Annotated in this window: 12 protein-coding genes; 1 reads left to right on the top strand and 11 read right to left on the bottom strand. The window is 61.6% G+C overall.

Translation table 11 applies throughout. The features are described 5' to 3' along the window. Window positions 1-74 precede the first annotated feature (74 nt). From FXN63_RS02795 to FXN63_RS02765, 7 genes are all read right to left on the bottom strand, one after another. Complete coding sequence (locus FXN63_RS02795) at window positions 75-872, bottom strand: MlaA family lipoprotein (RefSeq protein WP_148812637.1); 798 nt, start codon at window positions 870-872, stop codon at window positions 75-77. Window positions 873-911: 39 nt separating this feature from the next. Beyond that, a complete protein-coding gene (mlaD, locus tag FXN63_RS02790; RefSeq protein WP_148812635.1) occupies window positions 912-1,436 on the bottom strand; it encodes an outer membrane lipid asymmetry maintenance protein MlaD in 525 nt (174 codons plus the stop codon). A 36-nt stretch (window positions 1,437-1,472) separates the two neighbouring features. After that, window positions 1,473-2,261: a lipid asymmetry maintenance ABC transporter permease subunit MlaE gene (gene mlaE, locus FXN63_RS02785; RefSeq protein ID WP_148812633.1), complete on the bottom strand. Its 789-nt coding sequence runs from the start codon at window positions 2,259-2,261 to the stop codon at window positions 1,473-1,475. Next, on the bottom strand, window positions 2,258-3,094 hold the full coding sequence (locus FXN63_RS02780) for an ABC transporter ATP-binding protein (RefSeq protein WP_148812631.1): 837 nt from the start codon (window positions 3,092-3,094) through the stop codon (window positions 2,258-2,260). Before FXN63_RS02780 ends, mlaE begins: the two co-directional genes overlap by 4 nt. A gap of 117 nt (window positions 3,095-3,211) precedes the next feature. Then, on the bottom strand, window positions 3,212-4,684 hold the full coding sequence (locus tag FXN63_RS02775) for a glutamate synthase subunit beta (RefSeq protein WP_148812629.1): 1,473 nt from the start codon (window positions 4,682-4,684) through the stop codon (window positions 3,212-3,214). A gap of 121 nt (window positions 4,685-4,805) precedes the next feature. After that, window positions 4,806-9,578, bottom strand: a complete 4,773-nt coding sequence (locus FXN63_RS02770) for a glutamate synthase-related protein (RefSeq protein ID WP_148812627.1) — start codon at window positions 9,576-9,578, stop codon at window positions 4,806-4,808. 236 nt (window positions 9,579-9,814) lie between these two features. Beyond that, the gene (locus FXN63_RS02765; RefSeq protein WP_148812624.1) at window positions 9,815-10,489 is read right to left on the bottom strand and encodes a hypothetical protein; all 675 of its coding nucleotides are present in this window, start codon (window positions 10,487-10,489) and stop codon (window positions 9,815-9,817) included. A gap of 244 nt (window positions 10,490-10,733) precedes the next feature. On the opposite strand from FXN63_RS02765, the gene rpoH reads away from it, so the two are divergent. Further along, on the top strand, window positions 10,734-11,636 hold the full coding sequence (rpoH, locus tag FXN63_RS02760) for an RNA polymerase sigma factor RpoH (protein WP_148812623.1): 903 nt from the start codon (window positions 10,734-10,736) through the stop codon (window positions 11,634-11,636). A gap of 198 nt (window positions 11,637-11,834) precedes the next feature. On the opposite strand, the gene FXN63_RS02755 is transcribed toward rpoH, so the two are convergent. The 4 genes from FXN63_RS02755 to FXN63_RS02740 form a co-directional block, all read right to left on the bottom strand. Further along, window positions 11,835-14,003: a TonB-dependent receptor gene (locus tag FXN63_RS02755; protein WP_148812621.1), complete on the bottom strand. Its 2,169-nt coding sequence runs from the start codon at window positions 14,001-14,003 to the stop codon at window positions 11,835-11,837. A gap of 649 nt (window positions 14,004-14,652) precedes the next feature. Further along, window positions 14,653-15,531 carry a heme o synthase gene (gene cyoE, locus FXN63_RS02750; RefSeq protein WP_246165014.1) on the bottom strand — a complete coding sequence of 293 codons (879 nt, stop codon included), beginning with the start codon at window positions 15,529-15,531 and terminating at the stop codon, window positions 14,653-14,655. Between the two features lie 78 nt (window positions 15,532-15,609). Beyond that, entirely contained in the window at window positions 15,610-16,749 is a 1,140-nt protein-coding gene (locus tag FXN63_RS02745; RefSeq protein WP_148812617.1) for a COX15/CtaA family protein, read from the bottom strand. Between the two features lie 4 nt (window positions 16,750-16,753). After that, complete coding sequence (locus FXN63_RS02740) at window positions 16,754-17,401, bottom strand: SCO family protein (RefSeq protein ID WP_246165013.1); 648 nt, start codon at window positions 17,399-17,401, stop codon at window positions 16,754-16,756. Window position 17,402 lies beyond the last annotated feature (1 nt).

Here is a 17,402-nt window from a genome sequence, read left to right as displayed (position 1 = left end):
TTCAGGATTTTTCTATCAGACCCCGACTGTAACGTGTCAGTTCAGTCGGGTCTGAGGATCAATGTGAATTTGTGTCAGCGCGGTGCGCCAACTTGCGGCGCGACGGGGGCGGCCGGGGCTGCGGGCGCGGCCTCATCGTCGTTGTAGTTCGGCAGCGGCGCGTAGTTGTCGTTTGCGCCCGGGGTAACACCCGGACCATAACGACGGATCTGCGCTTCGCGGCGCTGCAGATACGCGTCCCGCGTGAACGAATACGGGTCGATGGCAACGTCGTTGACCAGATTGCCAACGTCGAGCAAGCCCGCACGGGTGCTGATGATGTACACGCCGAACAAGGTATTGCGCAGGCGAACATTGTCCAACTGGCCGATGGCGACCGGGTTGGCGAGCGAATCCACCACCAGTCCGCCCGTGTCACGCACGGTGCTGGGGCCCAGCAGCGGCAGGACCACATACGGACCGGAACCCAGGCCCCAGACGCCGAGGGTCTGGCCGAAGTCGTTGCGCACGCGCGGCACGCCCTGGCCGGTTGCCAGGTCGAAGCAACCGAACACGCCCACGGTGGAATTCAGGATCACACGGCCGGCGCTGTTGATGGCTTCGTGGCCACGACCCTGGATGAAGCTGTTGAACGAGGACCACACATCGGTCAGGTTGCCGAAGACGTTGGCCACGCACTGGCGTGCCGGGCGCGGCACCACGGCCACGTAGCCCTGCGCCACGGGCTTGAGCACAGCATCGTCAACAGTGGTGTTGAAGCTGTAGACGCCGCGGTTCAACCCTTCCAGGGGATCACGCGGGTCGTTGCGATCAACGGTCGCACAGCCGGTCAGGGCCAGGGCGATGCTCAGGCCAAGTAGGGTCTTGTTCATGTCGGTGGGTTACCTAGTTCGTGCTGACTGCGGTGTGCCTTACGGCTTGGCCGCGGGTTCTGGCGCGGCAGGCGCAGCTGCGGCGGGCGCAGGCGTAGCCGGCGGCCCTTCGGCTGCCTTGCCGTACAGGAATTGACTGATCAGATTTTCGAGAACGATCGCGCTCTGGGTGTATTTGGCCGTGCTGCCTGCTTTGAACAGGTCGTCCGAGCCACCCGCTTCAATACCAATGTACTGCTCGCCAAGCAAACCAGACGTAAGAATCTTGACGGAAGAATCGTCGGGGAAGCGATAACGCGAATCGAGTTGTAAGGTTGCCACAGCCTGGAAACGCTTGTCATCGAAATCGATGGCAACCACACGGCCGATGACCACGCCTGCGCTTTTGACCGCCGCACGCATTTTCAAACCACCGATATTCTCGAAATTGGCTTTGATGTCGTAGGTGCTCTGACCCAGTCGCATGCTGCCCAGATTACCGGCCTGCAAGGCCAGGAAAACCAGCGCGGCAGCGCCCAGGAGCACGAACATGCCCACCCATACATCGACTTTGTCTCGCGACATTTGTACTGCTCCTAGGGATACCGAGCGCGCCTGGGCTCAGCCACCAAACATGATTGCGGTCATCAGGAAATCGAGGCCGAGAACGGCCAGCGATCCGGCCACCACGGTACGCGTGGTGGCGCGCGACACGCCTTCCGGCGTGGGCGAGGCCCGATAGCCTTCGAACAGGGAAATCAAGGTGACGGCCACGCCGAACACCACACTTTTAATTACGCCGTTGGCCACATCGGCCCAGACATCGACGCCGCCCTGCATCTGCGACCAGAACGCGCCAGGATCGATGCCGATCATGCCGACGCCAACGGCCCACCCGCCCAGCACGCCGACCGCCGAGAACACGGCTGCCAACAGCGGCATGGCAATGATGCCGCCCCACAGGCGGGGAACCAGCACCCGGCGCAGCGGGTCGACCGCCATGACTTCCATGGCCGCCAGTTGCTCGCCGGCGCGCATCAAACCGATTTCGGCGGTAAGCGAGGTGCCAGCGCGACCTGCGAACAGCAAGGCGGTCACAACCGGGCCCAATTCACGAACCAGCGACAAGGCCACCAGCAAGCCAAGGGCCTCTTCGGCACCGTAGCGGTTAAGCGTGTAATAACCCTGCAAACCCAGCACGAAGCCCACAAACATGCCGGATACGGCAATGATCACCAGCGAATAATTGCCGATGAAGTGGATTTGCTGGAATACCAGGCGAGGACGACGCAGGGCAGCACCGCTGCGCGCCAGCAAGGCCAGCAGGAAACGGAAGAAAAAGCCCAGCGTGCCAATGCTTTCGCGGACGTTGCGCCCGATTGCACCCACTGCGCGCACGATGCCGCTCATTGCCGGCCTCCTTGCTGACGCGCAAGCCAGGCGAGGTAATCGGGGGTTTCCGGGTACTGGAAGGCCACCGGACCGTCGGGCTCGCCACGCAAAAATTGTTTGACGTAGGGGTCTTCAGACGCCGACAGCGCCGCCGGCACGCCTTCAGCCACCACACCGCCACGCCCTACCAAGTACACGTAGTCGGCAATCGCAAAGGATTCGTCGACATCGTGGGTGATCAAGACCGATGCACAGCCCAGATCGTCTGCCATCTTGCGGATCAATTGGGCGGTCACGCCCAGAGAGATCGGGTCCAGACCGGCAAATGGCTCGTCATACAAGACCAATTCGGGATTCATGACCACTGCGCGGGCAAGCGCCACACGCCGGGCCATGCCACCGGACAGCTGGGCAGTCTTCAAGTGGGCAGCCGCGCGCAGCCCTACCCCTTCCAGCTTGCCGAGCACCCGTTCACGGATCTCGGTTTCAGACATTTTGGTGTGTTCACGCAGCGGGAACGCCACGTTTTCGAATACATCCAGGTCGGTGAACAAGGCACCTTGCTGGAACAGCACGCCCATGCGCTTGCGCAGAGCAAACAGCGCGGCATCCCCACCGGCGCTCAAATCCTGGCCAAGAACCGACACTTTGCCCGACGTTGGGCGAAGTTGACCCGTCGCAGCCCGCAGCAAGGTGGTCTTGCCAGAGCCGGAGCCCCCCATGATTGCGATGACCTTGCCACGTCCGACGTGCAGATCCACCCCCGACAACAGGGTGCGATCACCGTAGCCTACGGCCACGCCTTCAAAACGAAGGGCGGCGTCAGCGGTGGAAGACGGGGCAGAAGCCATATTGGACGTCGCAAAAACAGGGCGGGCGTGGGAAAGACCACGCCCGCCAGGGGATTGAATTGCGATTCTACCAGTTGCGCTGTTAAGTAATCCTTAACACCACATGGATCTTATGGCTTATCGCGGCAACGTCGTCGATCCCATCAACCATGCATCGACCGAGGCGGCGCACTGGCGACCTTCACGAATTGCCCACACGACCAGCGACTGGCCACGGCGCATGTCGCCCGCAGCAAACACCTTGTCGCGGTTGGTGCGGTAGTCGTCGGTATTGGCGCGCGCATTGCCACGGCCGTCGCGTTCCACGCCGAACGCATCCAGCACTTTCTGCACCGGCGACACAAAGCCCATCGCGAAGAAGACCAGATCGGCCGGCACGTCGAACACCGAGCCTTCGATCTCGTTCATCTTCATCTGGCCGGTAGCCTCGTCACGCACCCACTCGACGCGGGCGCACTCCAGCGCAGTGAGCTTGCCGTTCTTGCCCTTGAAGGACTTGGTCGTGACACCCCAGTCACGATCACAACCTTCTTCGTGCGACGACGACGTGCGCAGACGCGCGGGCCAGTACGGCCAGGTCAATTCGCGGTTTTCGACTTCGGGCGGTTGCGGCATCAGTTCGAACTGCACCACCGACTTGGCACCCTGACGGTTGCTGGTACCGACGCAGTCCGATCCAGTATCGCCACCGCCGATCACCACCACTTTCTTGCCAGCCGCCGTGGTCTGACCCGGCAGCTTGTCACCGGCCACGACCTTGTTCTGCTGACGCAGGAAGTCCATGGCGAAGTGCACGCCTTGCAGCTCACGACCCGGAATGTTCAGGTCACGCGGAGCTTCCGAGCCACCAGCGATCACCACCGCATCGAATTCGGCTTCGAGCTGTGCGGGTGTCACGGTGGACAAGCCCTGGCCGAACAAAGCCGCATCTTCTGCCGAGCCAACAAAGGTGGAGGTGCGGAAGGCCACGCCTTCCAGTTCCATCTGGCTGACACGACGGTCGATGTGCGACTTTTCCATCTTGAAGTCGGGAATGCCGTAACGCAGCAGGCCGCCGATGCGATCGCTTTTCTCGAACACGGTCACGGCATGGCCGGCGCGCGCCAACTGCTGCGCACAGGCCAGACCCGACGGGCCGGAACCGACCACGGCCACGCTCTTGCCGGTCTTGATACGCGGCACTTGCGGCTTGACCCAGCCTTCTTGCCAACCCTTGTCGATGATCGCGTGCTCGATCGACTTGATGCCGACGGGTGCGTCATTGATGTTCAGCGTGCAGGCGGCCTCGCACGGTGCCGGGCACACGCGGCCAGTGAATTCCGGGAAATTGTTGGTCGAATGCAGCACATCGAGTGCGCGCGACCAGTCCTGGCGATACACCAGATCGTTCCAGTCCGGAATGATGTTATTGACCGGGCAAGCGGTGTTGCAGAACGGAATGCCGCAGTCCATGCAACGCGCGCCTTGCTGACGCGCCTGGTCGTCGGTCAGGTGAAGGACGAACTCTTTATAGTGCTTGAGGCGGTTTGCAGGTGCTTCGGCAGCTTCCTGCAGGCGCTGGAATTCCAGAAATCCGGTGACCTTACCCATGATTGTGTCCTGATGATCCGGTGTCGGACGCGCCGCATTGGCGACGCGCGTCCGTCAAAGTCTGATAGATAGTCGGGCCGCCGCTGGGGCGGCCCGGTGCAAGGTTCAGATCGCGTTGCGATCAGGCGGCCAGGGCTGCCTTCGGATTTTTGGCACGCCACATTTCGCCCAGCGCACGGCGATACTCGTGCGGCATGACCTTGACGAAGCTGGTACGCGCAGTCTTCCACTTGTCGAGGATGTCGCGCGCAGCAAAGCTGCCGGTCAGGCGGAAGTGGTTTTCCATCAGGCGACGCAGAATCGCTTCATCGGTTTCCCGTTCGCCATTGCGGATCACGCTGTGCCAGCCGTCGCGAGCGTTGGCGGCTTCCTGCTCGGCCTGGGTCTGGACGGTATCCAGATCGACCATGCTGGTGTTCACACGATTCTTGAACTGGCCATCCGGGTCGTACACGTAGGCCACGCCACCCGACATGCCGGCGGCGAAGTTGCGGCCGGTTTCACCCAGCACCACCACCGTGCCACCGGTCATGTATTCGCAACCGTGGTCGCCCGTGCCTTCCACCACTGCCGTGGCACCGGAATTGCGCACCGCAAAGCGTTCGCCTGCCACGCCGTTGAAGTAGGCCTCGCCCTCGGTTGCACCGTACAGCACGGTGTTGCCGGCAATGATGTGGTCCGGGCCGTAACCACGGAAGTCGTTGGGCGAACGCACAATGATGCGGCCACCGGACAAGCCCTTGCCCACGTAGTCATTGGCTTCGCCAACCAGGTCCAGCGTGATGCCTTGGACCAGGAACGCGCCGAAGCTTTGACCCGCCGTGCCGTTGCACTGGATGTGGATCGTGTCGTCGGCCAGACCATCGTTGCCGTAACGACGGGACACTTCACCCGACAGCATGGCACCGATGGTGCGGTTGACGTTGCGCACCGGGGTGATGAACGACACCTTCTCGGCGCGTTCGATGGCCGGACGGCTGCGTTCGATCAATTGCAGATCCAGCGCCTTGGCCAGACCGTGGTCCTGGATTTCGTTCTGGCGACGCGGCACATCGGCCGGCACATCGGGCTGGTGGAACACGCGGGTGAAGTCCAGACCGCGCGCCTTCCAGTGTTCGACGCCCTTGCGGGTATCCAGCAGGTCGGCACGGCCAACCAGGTCGTCGAACTTGCGAATGCCCAGCTGGGCCATCAATTCGCGCACTTCTTCGGCGATGAAGAAGAAGAAGTTCACGACGTGTTCGGGCTTGCCGGCGAATTTCGCACGCAGCACCGGGTCTTGCGTGGCCACGCCCACCGGGCAGGTGTTCAGGTGGCACTTGCGCATCATGATGCAGCCCTCGACCACCAGCGGTGCGGTCGCAAAGCCGAATTCCTCTGCACCCAGCAGTGCGCCGATGACGACGTCGCGGCCGGTCTTCATCTGGCCGTCGGCCTGCACGCGAATGCGGTTACGCAGGCGGTTCAGCACCAGGGTCTGCTGGGTTTCGGCCAGGCCGAGTTCCCAGGGCGTACCAGCGTGCTTGATCGACGAGATAGGCGAAGCACCCGTGCCGCCGTCGTGACCGGCGATCACCACGTGATCTGCCTTGGCCTTGGCAACACCGGCAGCAATCGTGCCCACGCCGACTTCCGACACCAGCTTGACCGAGATACCGGCATTCGGATTGACGTTCTTCAGATCGTGAATCAGCTGTGCCAAATCTTCGATCGAGTAGATGTCATGGTGCGGCGGCGGCGAGATCAGACCCACGCCCGGAACCGACACCCGCAGCTTGGCAATGTATTCCGACACCTTGTGACCGGGCAGCTGACCACCCTCACCGGGCTTGGCACCTTGCGCCATCTTGATCTGGATCTGGTCTGCGCTGGACAGGTATTCGGCCGACACGCCGAAACGCCCTGACGCCACCTGCTTGATCTTCGAACGCAGCGAGTCGCCATCTTTCAGCGGCACGTCGACTTCGATCACGTCCTTGCCCAGCAGCGAAGCGAGCGAATCCTTGGCCGTGATGCCGGCCGAGCCTTCGCGCATTTCCTTGCGATAACGCAGCGGATCTTCACCGCCCTCACCCGTGTTCGACTTGCCGCCGATGCGGTTCATCGCCACGGCCAGCACGGCGTGGGCTTCGGTCGAGATCGAGCCCAGCGACATGGCACCGGTGGCAAAGCGCTTGACGATTTCCTTGGCGGGTTCGACTTCGTCCAGCGACACGGCAGCAGCCGGGTCGACACGGAATTCGAACAGGCCTCGCAGCGTCAGGTGGCGCTTGCTCTGGTCGTTGATGAGCTGTGCGTACTCTTTATAGGTACGGTAGTTGTTGGCGCGCGCCGAGTGTTGCAGCTTGGCGATCGCGTCCGGCGTCCACATGTGGTCTTCGCCGCGCACGCGGAAGGCGTACTCGCCGCCTGCGTCCAGGTCGTGCAGCAGCACCGGGTCGTTGCCGAAGGCTGCCTTGTGCGTGCGCAGGGCTTCTTCGGCGACTTCAAAGATACCGATACCCTGGATGTTGCTGGGCGTGCCGCGGAAATACTTTTCGATCAGATCGCTGTTCAGGCCCACGGCTTCGAAAATCTGCGAGCCGGTGTAGGACATGTAGGTCGAGATGCCCATCTTGGACATGACCTTGTGCAAGCCCTTGCCGATGGCCTTGACGTAGTTCTTGACCGCCTTGTCCGACGGAATCTTGCTGTCCTGGGCGTGCGCGACCGCAATCGACTCCATCGACAGGTAGGGGTGAATGGCTTCCGCGCCATACCCTGCCAGCAACGCAAAGTGGTGCACTTCACGTGCCGAGCCGGTTTCCACCACCAGGCCTGCGCTGGTACGCAGACCGGCACGGATCAGGTGTTGGTGCACAGCAGACGTTGCCAGCAGTGCCGGAATCGGCACGCGCTTCGAATCCACCAGACGGTCGGACACGATCAGGATGTTGAAGCCGCTTTGCACTGCATCGACTGCCTTGGCGCACAGGGCAGCAATACGCGCCTCGATACCGTCCTTGCCCCATTCGATCGGGTAGGTGATGTCGAGTTCGAAGCTCTTGAACTTGCCAGCCGTCACACGCTCGATGTGGCGGATCTGCGCCATGGCGGCTGTGTCCAGCACCGGCTGGGCCACTTCCAGACGCAGCGGCGGGTTGACGTTATTGATGTCCAGCAGGTTTGGCTTGGGACCAATGAAGGACACCAGCGACATCACCATCGCTTCACGGATCGAGTCGATCGGCGGGTTGGTCACCTGGGCGAACAACTGGCGGAAATAGTTGTACAGCGGCTTGTTGCGATCGGACAGCACGGCCATGGGCGCGTCGTTGCCCATCGAACCGATAGCTTCTTCGCCGGCGGCAGCCATGGGCTGCAACACGAACTTGTAGTCTTCCTGCGTCCAGCCGAAGGCTTGCTGGCGATCCAGCAGGCTGGCACCCGTGGTGGGCGTGGTCGGTTGGGCAACCGGTGCGGGCAAGGTATCGAGCTTGATCTGGATGCGCTCGATCCACTGACGATAGGGTTTGCTGTTGGCAAACTGGTTCTTGATTTCCTTGTCGTCGATGATGCGGCCTTGTTCCAGGTCGATCAGGAACATTTTGCCGGGCTGCAGACGCCACTTTTTCACGATCTTGTTCTGAGCAACCGGCAACACACCGGCTTCAGACGCCAAAATGACGATATCGTCGTCGGTCACAATGAAGCGTGCCGGGCGCAGGCCATTACGGTCCAGTGTGGCACCGATCTGGCGGCCATCGGTGAACGCAATCGCGGCCGGGCCGTCCCACGGTTCCATCATTGCAGCGTGGTATTCGTAGAACGCGCGGCGATGCTCGTCCATCTGGGTATGCTGTTCCCAAGCTTCCGGGATCATCATCATGACGGCCTGGGCAATCGGGTAGCCCGACATCACCAGCAGTTCCAGACAGTTGTCGAAGGTAGCGGTGTCCGACTGGCCTTCGTAGACGATCGGGTACAGCTTCTTCAGGTCGTCGCCCAGCACGGCGGACTTCATCACGCCTTCACGCGCGCGCAACCAGTTGAAGTTGCCCTTCACCGTGTTGATTTCGCCGTTGTGGGCGATCAGGCGATACGGGTGAGCCAGCGGCCACGCCGGGAAGGTGTTGGTCGAGAAACGCTGGTGAACCAGGGCCAGGGCCGACACGGTGCGCGGATCAGCCAAGTCCAGGTAATAACGACCGACCTGATCGGCCAGCAGCAGGCCCTTGTAGACCACTGTGCGGGTCGAGATCGACGGCACGAAATATTCCTGGCCGTGCTTCAGACCCATTTTCTGGATCGCGTGGCTGGCCACCTTGCGGATGACGTACAGCTTGCGTTCCAGCGCGTCGGGAACCATCACGTCCATGCCGCGACCGATGAACAGTTGGCGGATAACGGGTTCAACCGAACGCACGTTGGGCGACATCGGCATCTTGATGTCTGTGGGCACGTCGCGCCAGCCCAGTACAACCTGACCCTCGGCGCGCACGGCGCGCTCGAGTTCCTGCTCACAGGCCAGACGCGAACCGGTTTCCTTGGGCAGGAAGACCATGGCCACGCCATATTCGCCCGGCGGCGGCAGCGTAATGCCACGCGCGCTGAGTTCTTCGCGATAGAAGGCGTCCGGGATCTGGATCAGGATACCGGCACCGTCGCCCATCAGGGGATCGGCACCCACGGCACCCCGGTGATCCAGGTTTTCAAGGATCTTCAGACCTTGCTGGACGATGGCATGGCTTTTCTGACCTTTGATATGGGCAACGAAGCCCACACCACAGGCGTCATGCTCATTGGCCGGGTCGTACATGCCCTGAGCGGCGGGCAGGCCGATGCGCGTGGCATCGATGGTCGACACGGGAATGGACACACCGGCCGACGGTGAAACCTGGTCTAAGGGGGACATGGCGTACTCCGGAGCACCGGCGTCCAGAAGACGCCGTAAGGGAAATAGTTCGCGGCGACAGGGGCAATTCCCCCATAGGGATATCGCGCAGCGGATACGAAAGATACTGCGCTGCACCAGCCCATGCAAGAAATAATTCAATGGTACGTCCCCATTTATACTCCACGCACCAAATGTGGGAATTTAAATTAGGGACGGATCATAAAATAAAGGGTAAACCCTTGTTAAACAGTGGCTTACCCCTGGTCGAGCGAGTCCTTTCTTGGACGCCCCCGTTTTGCCGGTGCCGCGCGACGCTCCCCGGTTTCGAGCCCCGCCACAAAATTCGCATCCCCCAAGGCCCACTGACCATGCAGCGCCCGCTCGATGGCCTTGCGCGCCTCTGACCCCAGGCCGGCCTGCAAGGCTTCGCGATACCGTGCCTGGCGATCGAATGGGGTGTTGCCCGACGCCCAGTAATCAGGGTGATCGACCACCAGCGGGCTGCTGCCCGCCCCGGTATGCACACTGGTTGACCCAAGCCGCCACTGCTCTGCCTCGGACACAAGGCCCTGCAATACAGGCTGGCTCTCCAGCCACAGCATGGCGCGAAGCACCCAGTTGCCCGGCTCCACCAGCGCGGAGTGATAGCGGCCGGCAAAGACCGCGCCGCCCCAATCGCCCGTCAGCCGACGGCCCATACCCTGTACCAGACGCGGCAGATCACGTGGCCCGCCCGGCGTGGCCAAGGCAATCCACTGATCTGGCAGGACTACCCAGGCATGGACGGCGATCGATTTGCCGCGCAATTCCTCGGCCATCCAGTGCGCCACACGCTCCAGGCTGCGCGCTGCCCCGGGCGTTTCGGGCACAAAGCGTGCTTGCAACAATTGGGGAATATCGGGCGCGTATAAGCGAGCTAGGCGAGCCATGCAGGGGAAGGATCCTTAAGGTTGACCACGACAAAGAACTAAAGGCATGGCACCCGATCCGCACACGGAAACGTATGGCTACGAGTTGCAAACGGGCTTTGTGAACCATTTGCTGCCAAGGCAGTCTTCTACTTATCTGTGCGCTGCACCAATATATGTTTTGGCTATCGCGCCGATCGTGATGCTTGATTAGCACTCCACTATACCGAGTGCTAACATCATCTCCATCAGGAGGTATCGTTATATGAATTCCACCGCTTCGTTTGCAGTTCCGGCTCCCCATTCGGCCAATGCGCTTGCCTTGGCAATCGCCAACCCGGGCGCGCTCGGCACCATCGATGCGTATATTTCCGCCGTCAATCGTCTGCCGATGCTGACTGTGGAAGAAGAAGGCCGTCTGGCGCGCAAGTTCCGCGACGACGAAGACCTGTCGGCTGCGCGCGAACTGATCCTGTCGCACCTGCGTCTGGTCGTGTCGATCGCGCGCCAGTACCTGGGCTACGGCCTGCCCCACGCCGACCTGGTTCAGGAAGGTAACGTCGGTCTGATGAAGGCGGTCAAGCGCTTCGATCCTGATCGTGGCGTGCGCCTGGTGTCGTTCGCGATCCACTGGGTCAAGGCCGAGATTCATGAGTACATCTTGAAGAACTGGCGTCTGGTCAAGGTTGCGACGACCAAGGCTCAGCGCAAGCTGTTCTTCAACCTGCGCAGCATGAAGCGCGATGCCAACGCATTGACCGGCGACCAGGTTGCCGACATTGCGACCAAGCTGAATGTTCGCCCGGAAGACGTGTCCGAGATGGAAGTTCGTCTGTCGGGTCAGGACATGGCGCTCGAAGGCCGCAACGACGACGGCGAATCGGAGTTCGCTCCGATTGCCTACCTGTCGGACGAAGGTCAGCAAGAGCCGACCCGCGTGCTGGAAAGCCGTGAGCGCGACAAGTTGCAAGGCCAGGGCTTGCTGGGTGCCATCGACACGCTGGATGCCCGCTCGCGTCGCATCATTGAAGCGCGCTGGCTGCAGGATGATGGCGGCTCGACGCTGCAGGAATTGGCTGATGAATTCGGCGTATCGGCCGAGCGCATTCGCCAGATCGAGGCACGCGCCATGGGCAAGATGCGTACGGCACTGGCTGAATACGCCTGAGCTTGAAACAACGCGGGCAGCGCTGCTGCTCGTGTTGCGCACCTGAAGACTGGACGCCCCCAAGATTGTGCGCCCAAAAGAAAACGCCCCGGAAATCGGACATTTGTCCTGATTTCCGGGGCGTTTTTTCGTCTGCCAGCAAAGCTGGGTGGGACGCTGTCCCTGAGTGCGGGCCTTGAATACAGGCCCGCCCTGGGATCAGAAGTCCATCTGCGCCGACAGCATCAGCGTGCGCGGTGCACCCACAGTGGCGTAGCCCGATGCAGTCACCCAGTACGCGCGATCAGCCACGTTTTCCAGGTTGGCACGGAACACCACCGACTTGCCGGCAACCTTGGTTGCGTAACGCGCGCCGATGTCCACGCGGGTCCACGACGGCATGCGCAGACGATTTGCGGCGTCGTACCACATGGCCGAAGTATTGATGACACGGCCGTTGACGCTCAGGCCTTCGACGCCCGGGATATCCCAATCCAGGCCGACATTGAAGGTACGTTCCGGCACGCCGTTGGCGTCGTTGCCCTGGTTCAGGCCGTTGGCCGTGCGCACCAGCGTGGCATCGTTGAACGAGGCGCTAGCCATGGCACGCAAACCGCGCGTCACTTCGCCGTAAGCCGACAATTCCAGACCACGATTGCGCTGCTTGCCGCCGAAGCTGTAGACGTTGTTTTCCGTCGTCGAGGTGGGGCGTTCGATCTCGTAGTAAGCCACTTGGGTGATCAGTGAACCCCAGTCGCGCTTCAAGCCCACTTCATGCTGCTTGGACTTTTGCGGCGCAAAGACCTGACCAGCATTGGCCGTGCTGGGGCCAGCAATGCCACCTGCCTGCAGGCCGGCGGTGTAGTTGTAGTACACCGAGGTATCGCGAATCGGCTTGAAGACCAGGCCCAGCAGCGGAGTGACCGCGCTGTCCTTGTAACCCACCGAGCCATTCACGCTTTTCTGGTTGATGGTCTGGTCGCGCAGGCCTGCGGTAACCAGGAAGCGATCATCGAAGAAGCTCATTGTGTCAGCCAGCGCAACGCTGTACTGCTCAAGTTCGGCAGTCTTGCTGGGCGAGCCACGCTGGAAGTTGATGGCCGGCAGCGGCGACGGGTTGTAGATGCTCGACGGAATGCCAGTCGCAGGCGTCGTCAGCTGATAGAAGAAGCCGGTTTCGCGCTGCATCAGGTTGGCACCCAGCACCACGGTGTGGCCGATGTCGCCGGTCTTGAACTTGGTGCGCACGCCGAGATCACCCGACGTGGTCTTGTTGTATTCGTCGTAGTAGCCGTTGCGAACCGTGAACAGGCCCTGCGAGTTGATCCGGCTGACTGCGGTCGGGAAATTCTGGTCGCTGGAACCGTCGGTGTAACCCAAGGCACCGTACACAGTGGTGCTGTCGGTAATGTCATATTCCGCGCGGGTGATGGCGGTCTTGGACTCATCCGACAGCACGGCACCCGGGTAGAAGGTCGAACGGCTGTCCGGCACGGCGGGCAACTGCGTGATGCCGGCCAGGAAGGCGCTCTGCGGACGGAAATTGGTGGTCTTGTTATCGACGTAGAACAAGTCACCCGACCAACGCAGGCGCGCACCCGCGTAGTCAACGCCAAGCGACCCCAGGCTTACGCGCTCACGGCCGTTGTCGATGTTGCCTTCGCCATTGCGATATGCCGCGTTGGCGCGCACACCCCATTGGTTGTCCTGACCGAAGCGACGGCCGATGTCCACGGCGGTACCGAATTGCCTTTCGCCCATGTAGGTAGCGGTCACGCGGTTCAGCGGCGCATCGTCTGCGCGCTTGGTCACCACATTGATCGCACCGCCAATGCTCTGGCTGGGGCCGACACCGTTGGTCAAGGAACCGGGGCCTTTCAGCACTTCCACACGTTCGATGATTTCCAGCGGCACGCGCGTGGCCGGCGACAGACCATACAGGCCGTTGATGCTGGTGTCGCGCGAGCCCACCGTGAAGCCACGAATCTGGAAGTCGTCGCCGTATCCGCCACGCGCCTGCAAGGTGCGCACCGACGCGTCGTTCATGACCACATCAGCAATCGTGCGGCCTTGCTGGTTGTTGATCAGTTCCGAGGTGTAGTTGGTGGTGCTGAAGGGCACGTCCATCAAGTCGGTACGGCCCAGGATGCCCAGGTCGCCACCGCGCGCGAATTGGCCGCCCGAGTAGGTCTTCTGCAATCCGCCAATCGCTTCGGATTGGCCGCTGACCTCGACTTCTCCCAGCGCCTTCGGCGGCGTCGTCTGCGCCGTTGCGCCCACGGCGACAACCGCGAGACCCGCGCCCAGACACTGGCGGATCAAGGAAGTGAGTGAGGTAAGCGCGAAGCGGGACTCAGGCAGAACATGGCGGCCGAATCGGGATTGCATGAAGGAACCTTGAACAAAGGCCTGACGAGGTCAGGCACCTACTGAAAGAAAAAAGTGCAGCGTCGCTGACGAAGCCATCAGAAGACTACGATTCGTCAGGAAAGAATCAGAATGAAAACGAATCTTACTCGCACCATCCCGATATCTGTCACCCAGGCAGACGGGTGGAACACGGTGGAATTTGGTACACGCGACGACGCCAAAAGCCTGCTTTGCGCATGACTTGTACTATCCCGATTGGCCTATGCGTGGCGGTTTTTGGCACTCGGATGAGCGGCTGCATGCATGTGCAGACCTTTCCCCTGCCAGCCTTATGCTGATCATGCGCTGAATCTTTTTGTTACTTTTTGGCTTGGGGTTTGTTGTCAGTTTGCTGAAACTTCCACCGCTGCGGGTGCTCAAACTTGTATTGGCGCGCAAAACCTGAGAGAGCGTTTTGTGTGGCGACCGGCTTGCTCCCCCGCCTGCCGGTTGCGTCCGGCCCTAGGTCGATCCAATGCGCGACACCGTCTCGATTTTTTCTCCTCCCCCAATCCTGCGAGACGGATTGATAAGGGGCACCCAAGGGTGCCCCGTTTTTTTGCCTGTCGCTTTTGCATTGTCTGCAGGCGTGAGCCTGCACGGCGAACAGGTCACGAGCAGGTCACAATCAGGTGACGATCAGCCAGTGATCCAGCAGCAAGGCCAGGAACAGCAAGGACAGGTACAGGATCGAGAACTTGAACATCTTGCGCGCCAGTGCGTCGCTGTAGTTCCGATACAGCCCAATCGAATACCCCAGGAATATCGCGCCCAGGATCAGCGCGCTGACCAGGTACAGCTCGCCGCTCATGCGGATCACGTAAGGCAGCACAGTCGTGGCCAGCAACGCGATGCTATAGAGCAGCATGTGCAGCAGCGTGATGTGGCGGCCGTGCGTCACCGGCAGCATCGGCAAGCCGGACTTTTCATAGTCCGCAGTGCGATACAAGGCCAGCGCCCAGAAGTGCGGCGGCGTCCACACGAAGATGATCATCACCAGCAGCCAGGCCTCGGCAGGCACGGCATTGGCCACTGCGGCCCAGCCCAATGCAGGCGGCATGGCACCCGACAGGCCACCGATCACGATGTTCTGCGGCGTGCGCGGCTTCAGGATGATGGTGTAGATGACCGCGTAGCCCACAAAGGTGGCGAAGGTCAGCCACATGGTTAGCGGATTGACCCAGCGATACAGAATCACCATGCCGATTCCGCCGATCACCCCAGAAAAACCAAGCGCCTGCGTGACACCGATGGCACCGCGCGCCATCGGGCGATGGGCGGTGCGCGCCATGCGGGCGTCGATATGCTGTTCGATCAGGCTGTTGATGGCGAACGCCGCACCGGCCAGCAACCAGATGCCAATGGTGGCCGAGATCACGACCTGCCAATCGGGCAGGTCGGGCGATGCGAGAAACATCCCGATCACCGCGCAGAACACAGCCAACTGCGTCACGCGCGGCTTGGTAAGCGCCGCGTATTGGCGCAGTCGCAGGGAGGCGGAGGACATCGTCAAGGTTGCCATGCGGATCAGGAATTCCAGGAGTTACGCGGAAAACGCCGCACGACTGAGAAACAAAGCGGCATTTTATCTGCCTACGGCCGCCGCGTCGCGCGCAGCCAGACCAAGGCGCACCGGTTCGAGCCGGGCATCCCGGTCGGCCAGCCGCACCCACAAGGTAATGCACAGCATCACCAGCACTGCCGCGCCGCCATTGTGCAAGACGGCGATCACCAGCGGCCATTGCAGGAAAATGCTGGTCAGGCCGGTGAGCACTTGCACCGCCAGCATCAGCTTCAGGCCACGGGCAGGCTTGGCCAAGGCGGGTACGCCACGCAGTCGCCAGGCCAGCCATCCCAGATAGATCAGCACCACGAACGCAAAGTTGCGGTGTGTCCAGTGGATGGCGGTCAGCGCCGCCTGGGAAATCAGCTCACCCGAGGGCAGCTCGCCCAAACCGCGCACGATGGAGAATCCGCCGTGGAAATCCATTTCCGGGATCACTTCACCGTGGCAAGTCGGGAAATCCATGCATGCCAAGGCCGCGTAGTTAGTGCTTACCCAGCCACCCAGTGCAATCTGCGTGAAGAGCAGGAACACCCCAAGGGCCGCAGCCCAGCGCCAGCGGCGAACCTTGGTGGGTACCGGTGGCAGCTGCGCGGTGCCCCCACCCTGCCGGGCCGACAACCAGGTCAGCAAGGCCAGCAAACCCATGCCGCCCAGCAAATGTGCGGTCACGATGGCAGGCATCAGCTTGTGGGTCACGGTCCAGGCCCCGAAAGCCCCTTGCAGACTGACCGCCGGCAAGATGATCGTGGCCAGCCAGGGCGACTGCTCCAGCACCCGGCGATGACGCCAGGCCTGGATCATGATGCCGATGATCAAGATGCCAAGCAGCGTGCCCACGTAGCGGTGAATCATCTCGATCCAGGCCTTGGGCACCGTGACCGGGCCATGCGGCATGGCTTCCGCCGCCGCACGAATATCCTGCATCGCGCCGATGGGCGACAACTTGGCGTAGCAACCCGGCCAGTCGGGGCAACCCAGGCCCGAGTCGGTCAGGCGCACGAAAGCCCCGAACATGATCAGGTCGAAAGTCAGGAACAGCGTGATGGCGATCAGCTTGCGATAACGGGCACGGATACGGCTTGCACGCTCGATGGCAGCAGGATCAGCGGTGACAGCAGAAGTAGAAACGGCCGATTTCGCCGTGGATGAAGCGATCATGAGTTCAACCGATCCGGGATGCGTGCAGCAGTTTGCCAAGATCCTTGCGCAGTCGTGCGGGGTCTGGGTTTTCCGGGAAACGCATCATTTGATTGCCGATCGGGTCGATCAGCCAGATGTGTTGCTCGACAGCCTGCAAGGGATCACCGCTGTCAGCCGGCAGCGCCAGGAAACGGGCCAGTTGCGCAGGGTCGGCGCGCAGCATGTGCATGCCGTCGTAGGCGCGGATCACCTCGGTGTGCAGGGGTTCACGATCAGAAATCAGCCAGATGCGCTCAATGCGATCCACCGCTTTGCCCGTGCTGGCGTGGGTCTGGCGCATGATGAACAGCTTCTTGGCGCATTCTTCCGGGCACGCACCGCCATCGACCGTGAGCATTACCCACTTGCCGGCCATGCTGCGCAGATCGAACGGCGTGCCGTCCAGCTGCGTAAGCGTCAGCGCGTCAGCGGCAGGCACTGGGCGCTGCGGGTCGACCAAGGTGCCGTAATTATTGATGCCGTCCGGCCGCCATTCAGCGAAGTAGGCATACACCGCGCCAAGAATGGGCGCGAGACAGACCAATAGCACCGCGTACAGAGACAGCAGGGAACGCTTGGGCGGCACAGCGCGCTGTCCCTGACCGGCTGTTGCGGCAGAAGATGCAGTCACG

This window comes from Pigmentiphaga aceris, from assembly GCF_008119665.1.
GTDB lineage: Bacteria > Pseudomonadota > Gammaproteobacteria > Burkholderiales > Burkholderiaceae_B > Pigmentiphaga > Pigmentiphaga aceris.
The sequence above is the reverse complement of the archived record's forward strand: the minus strand, read 5'-3'. Positions and strand labels throughout refer to the sequence as shown.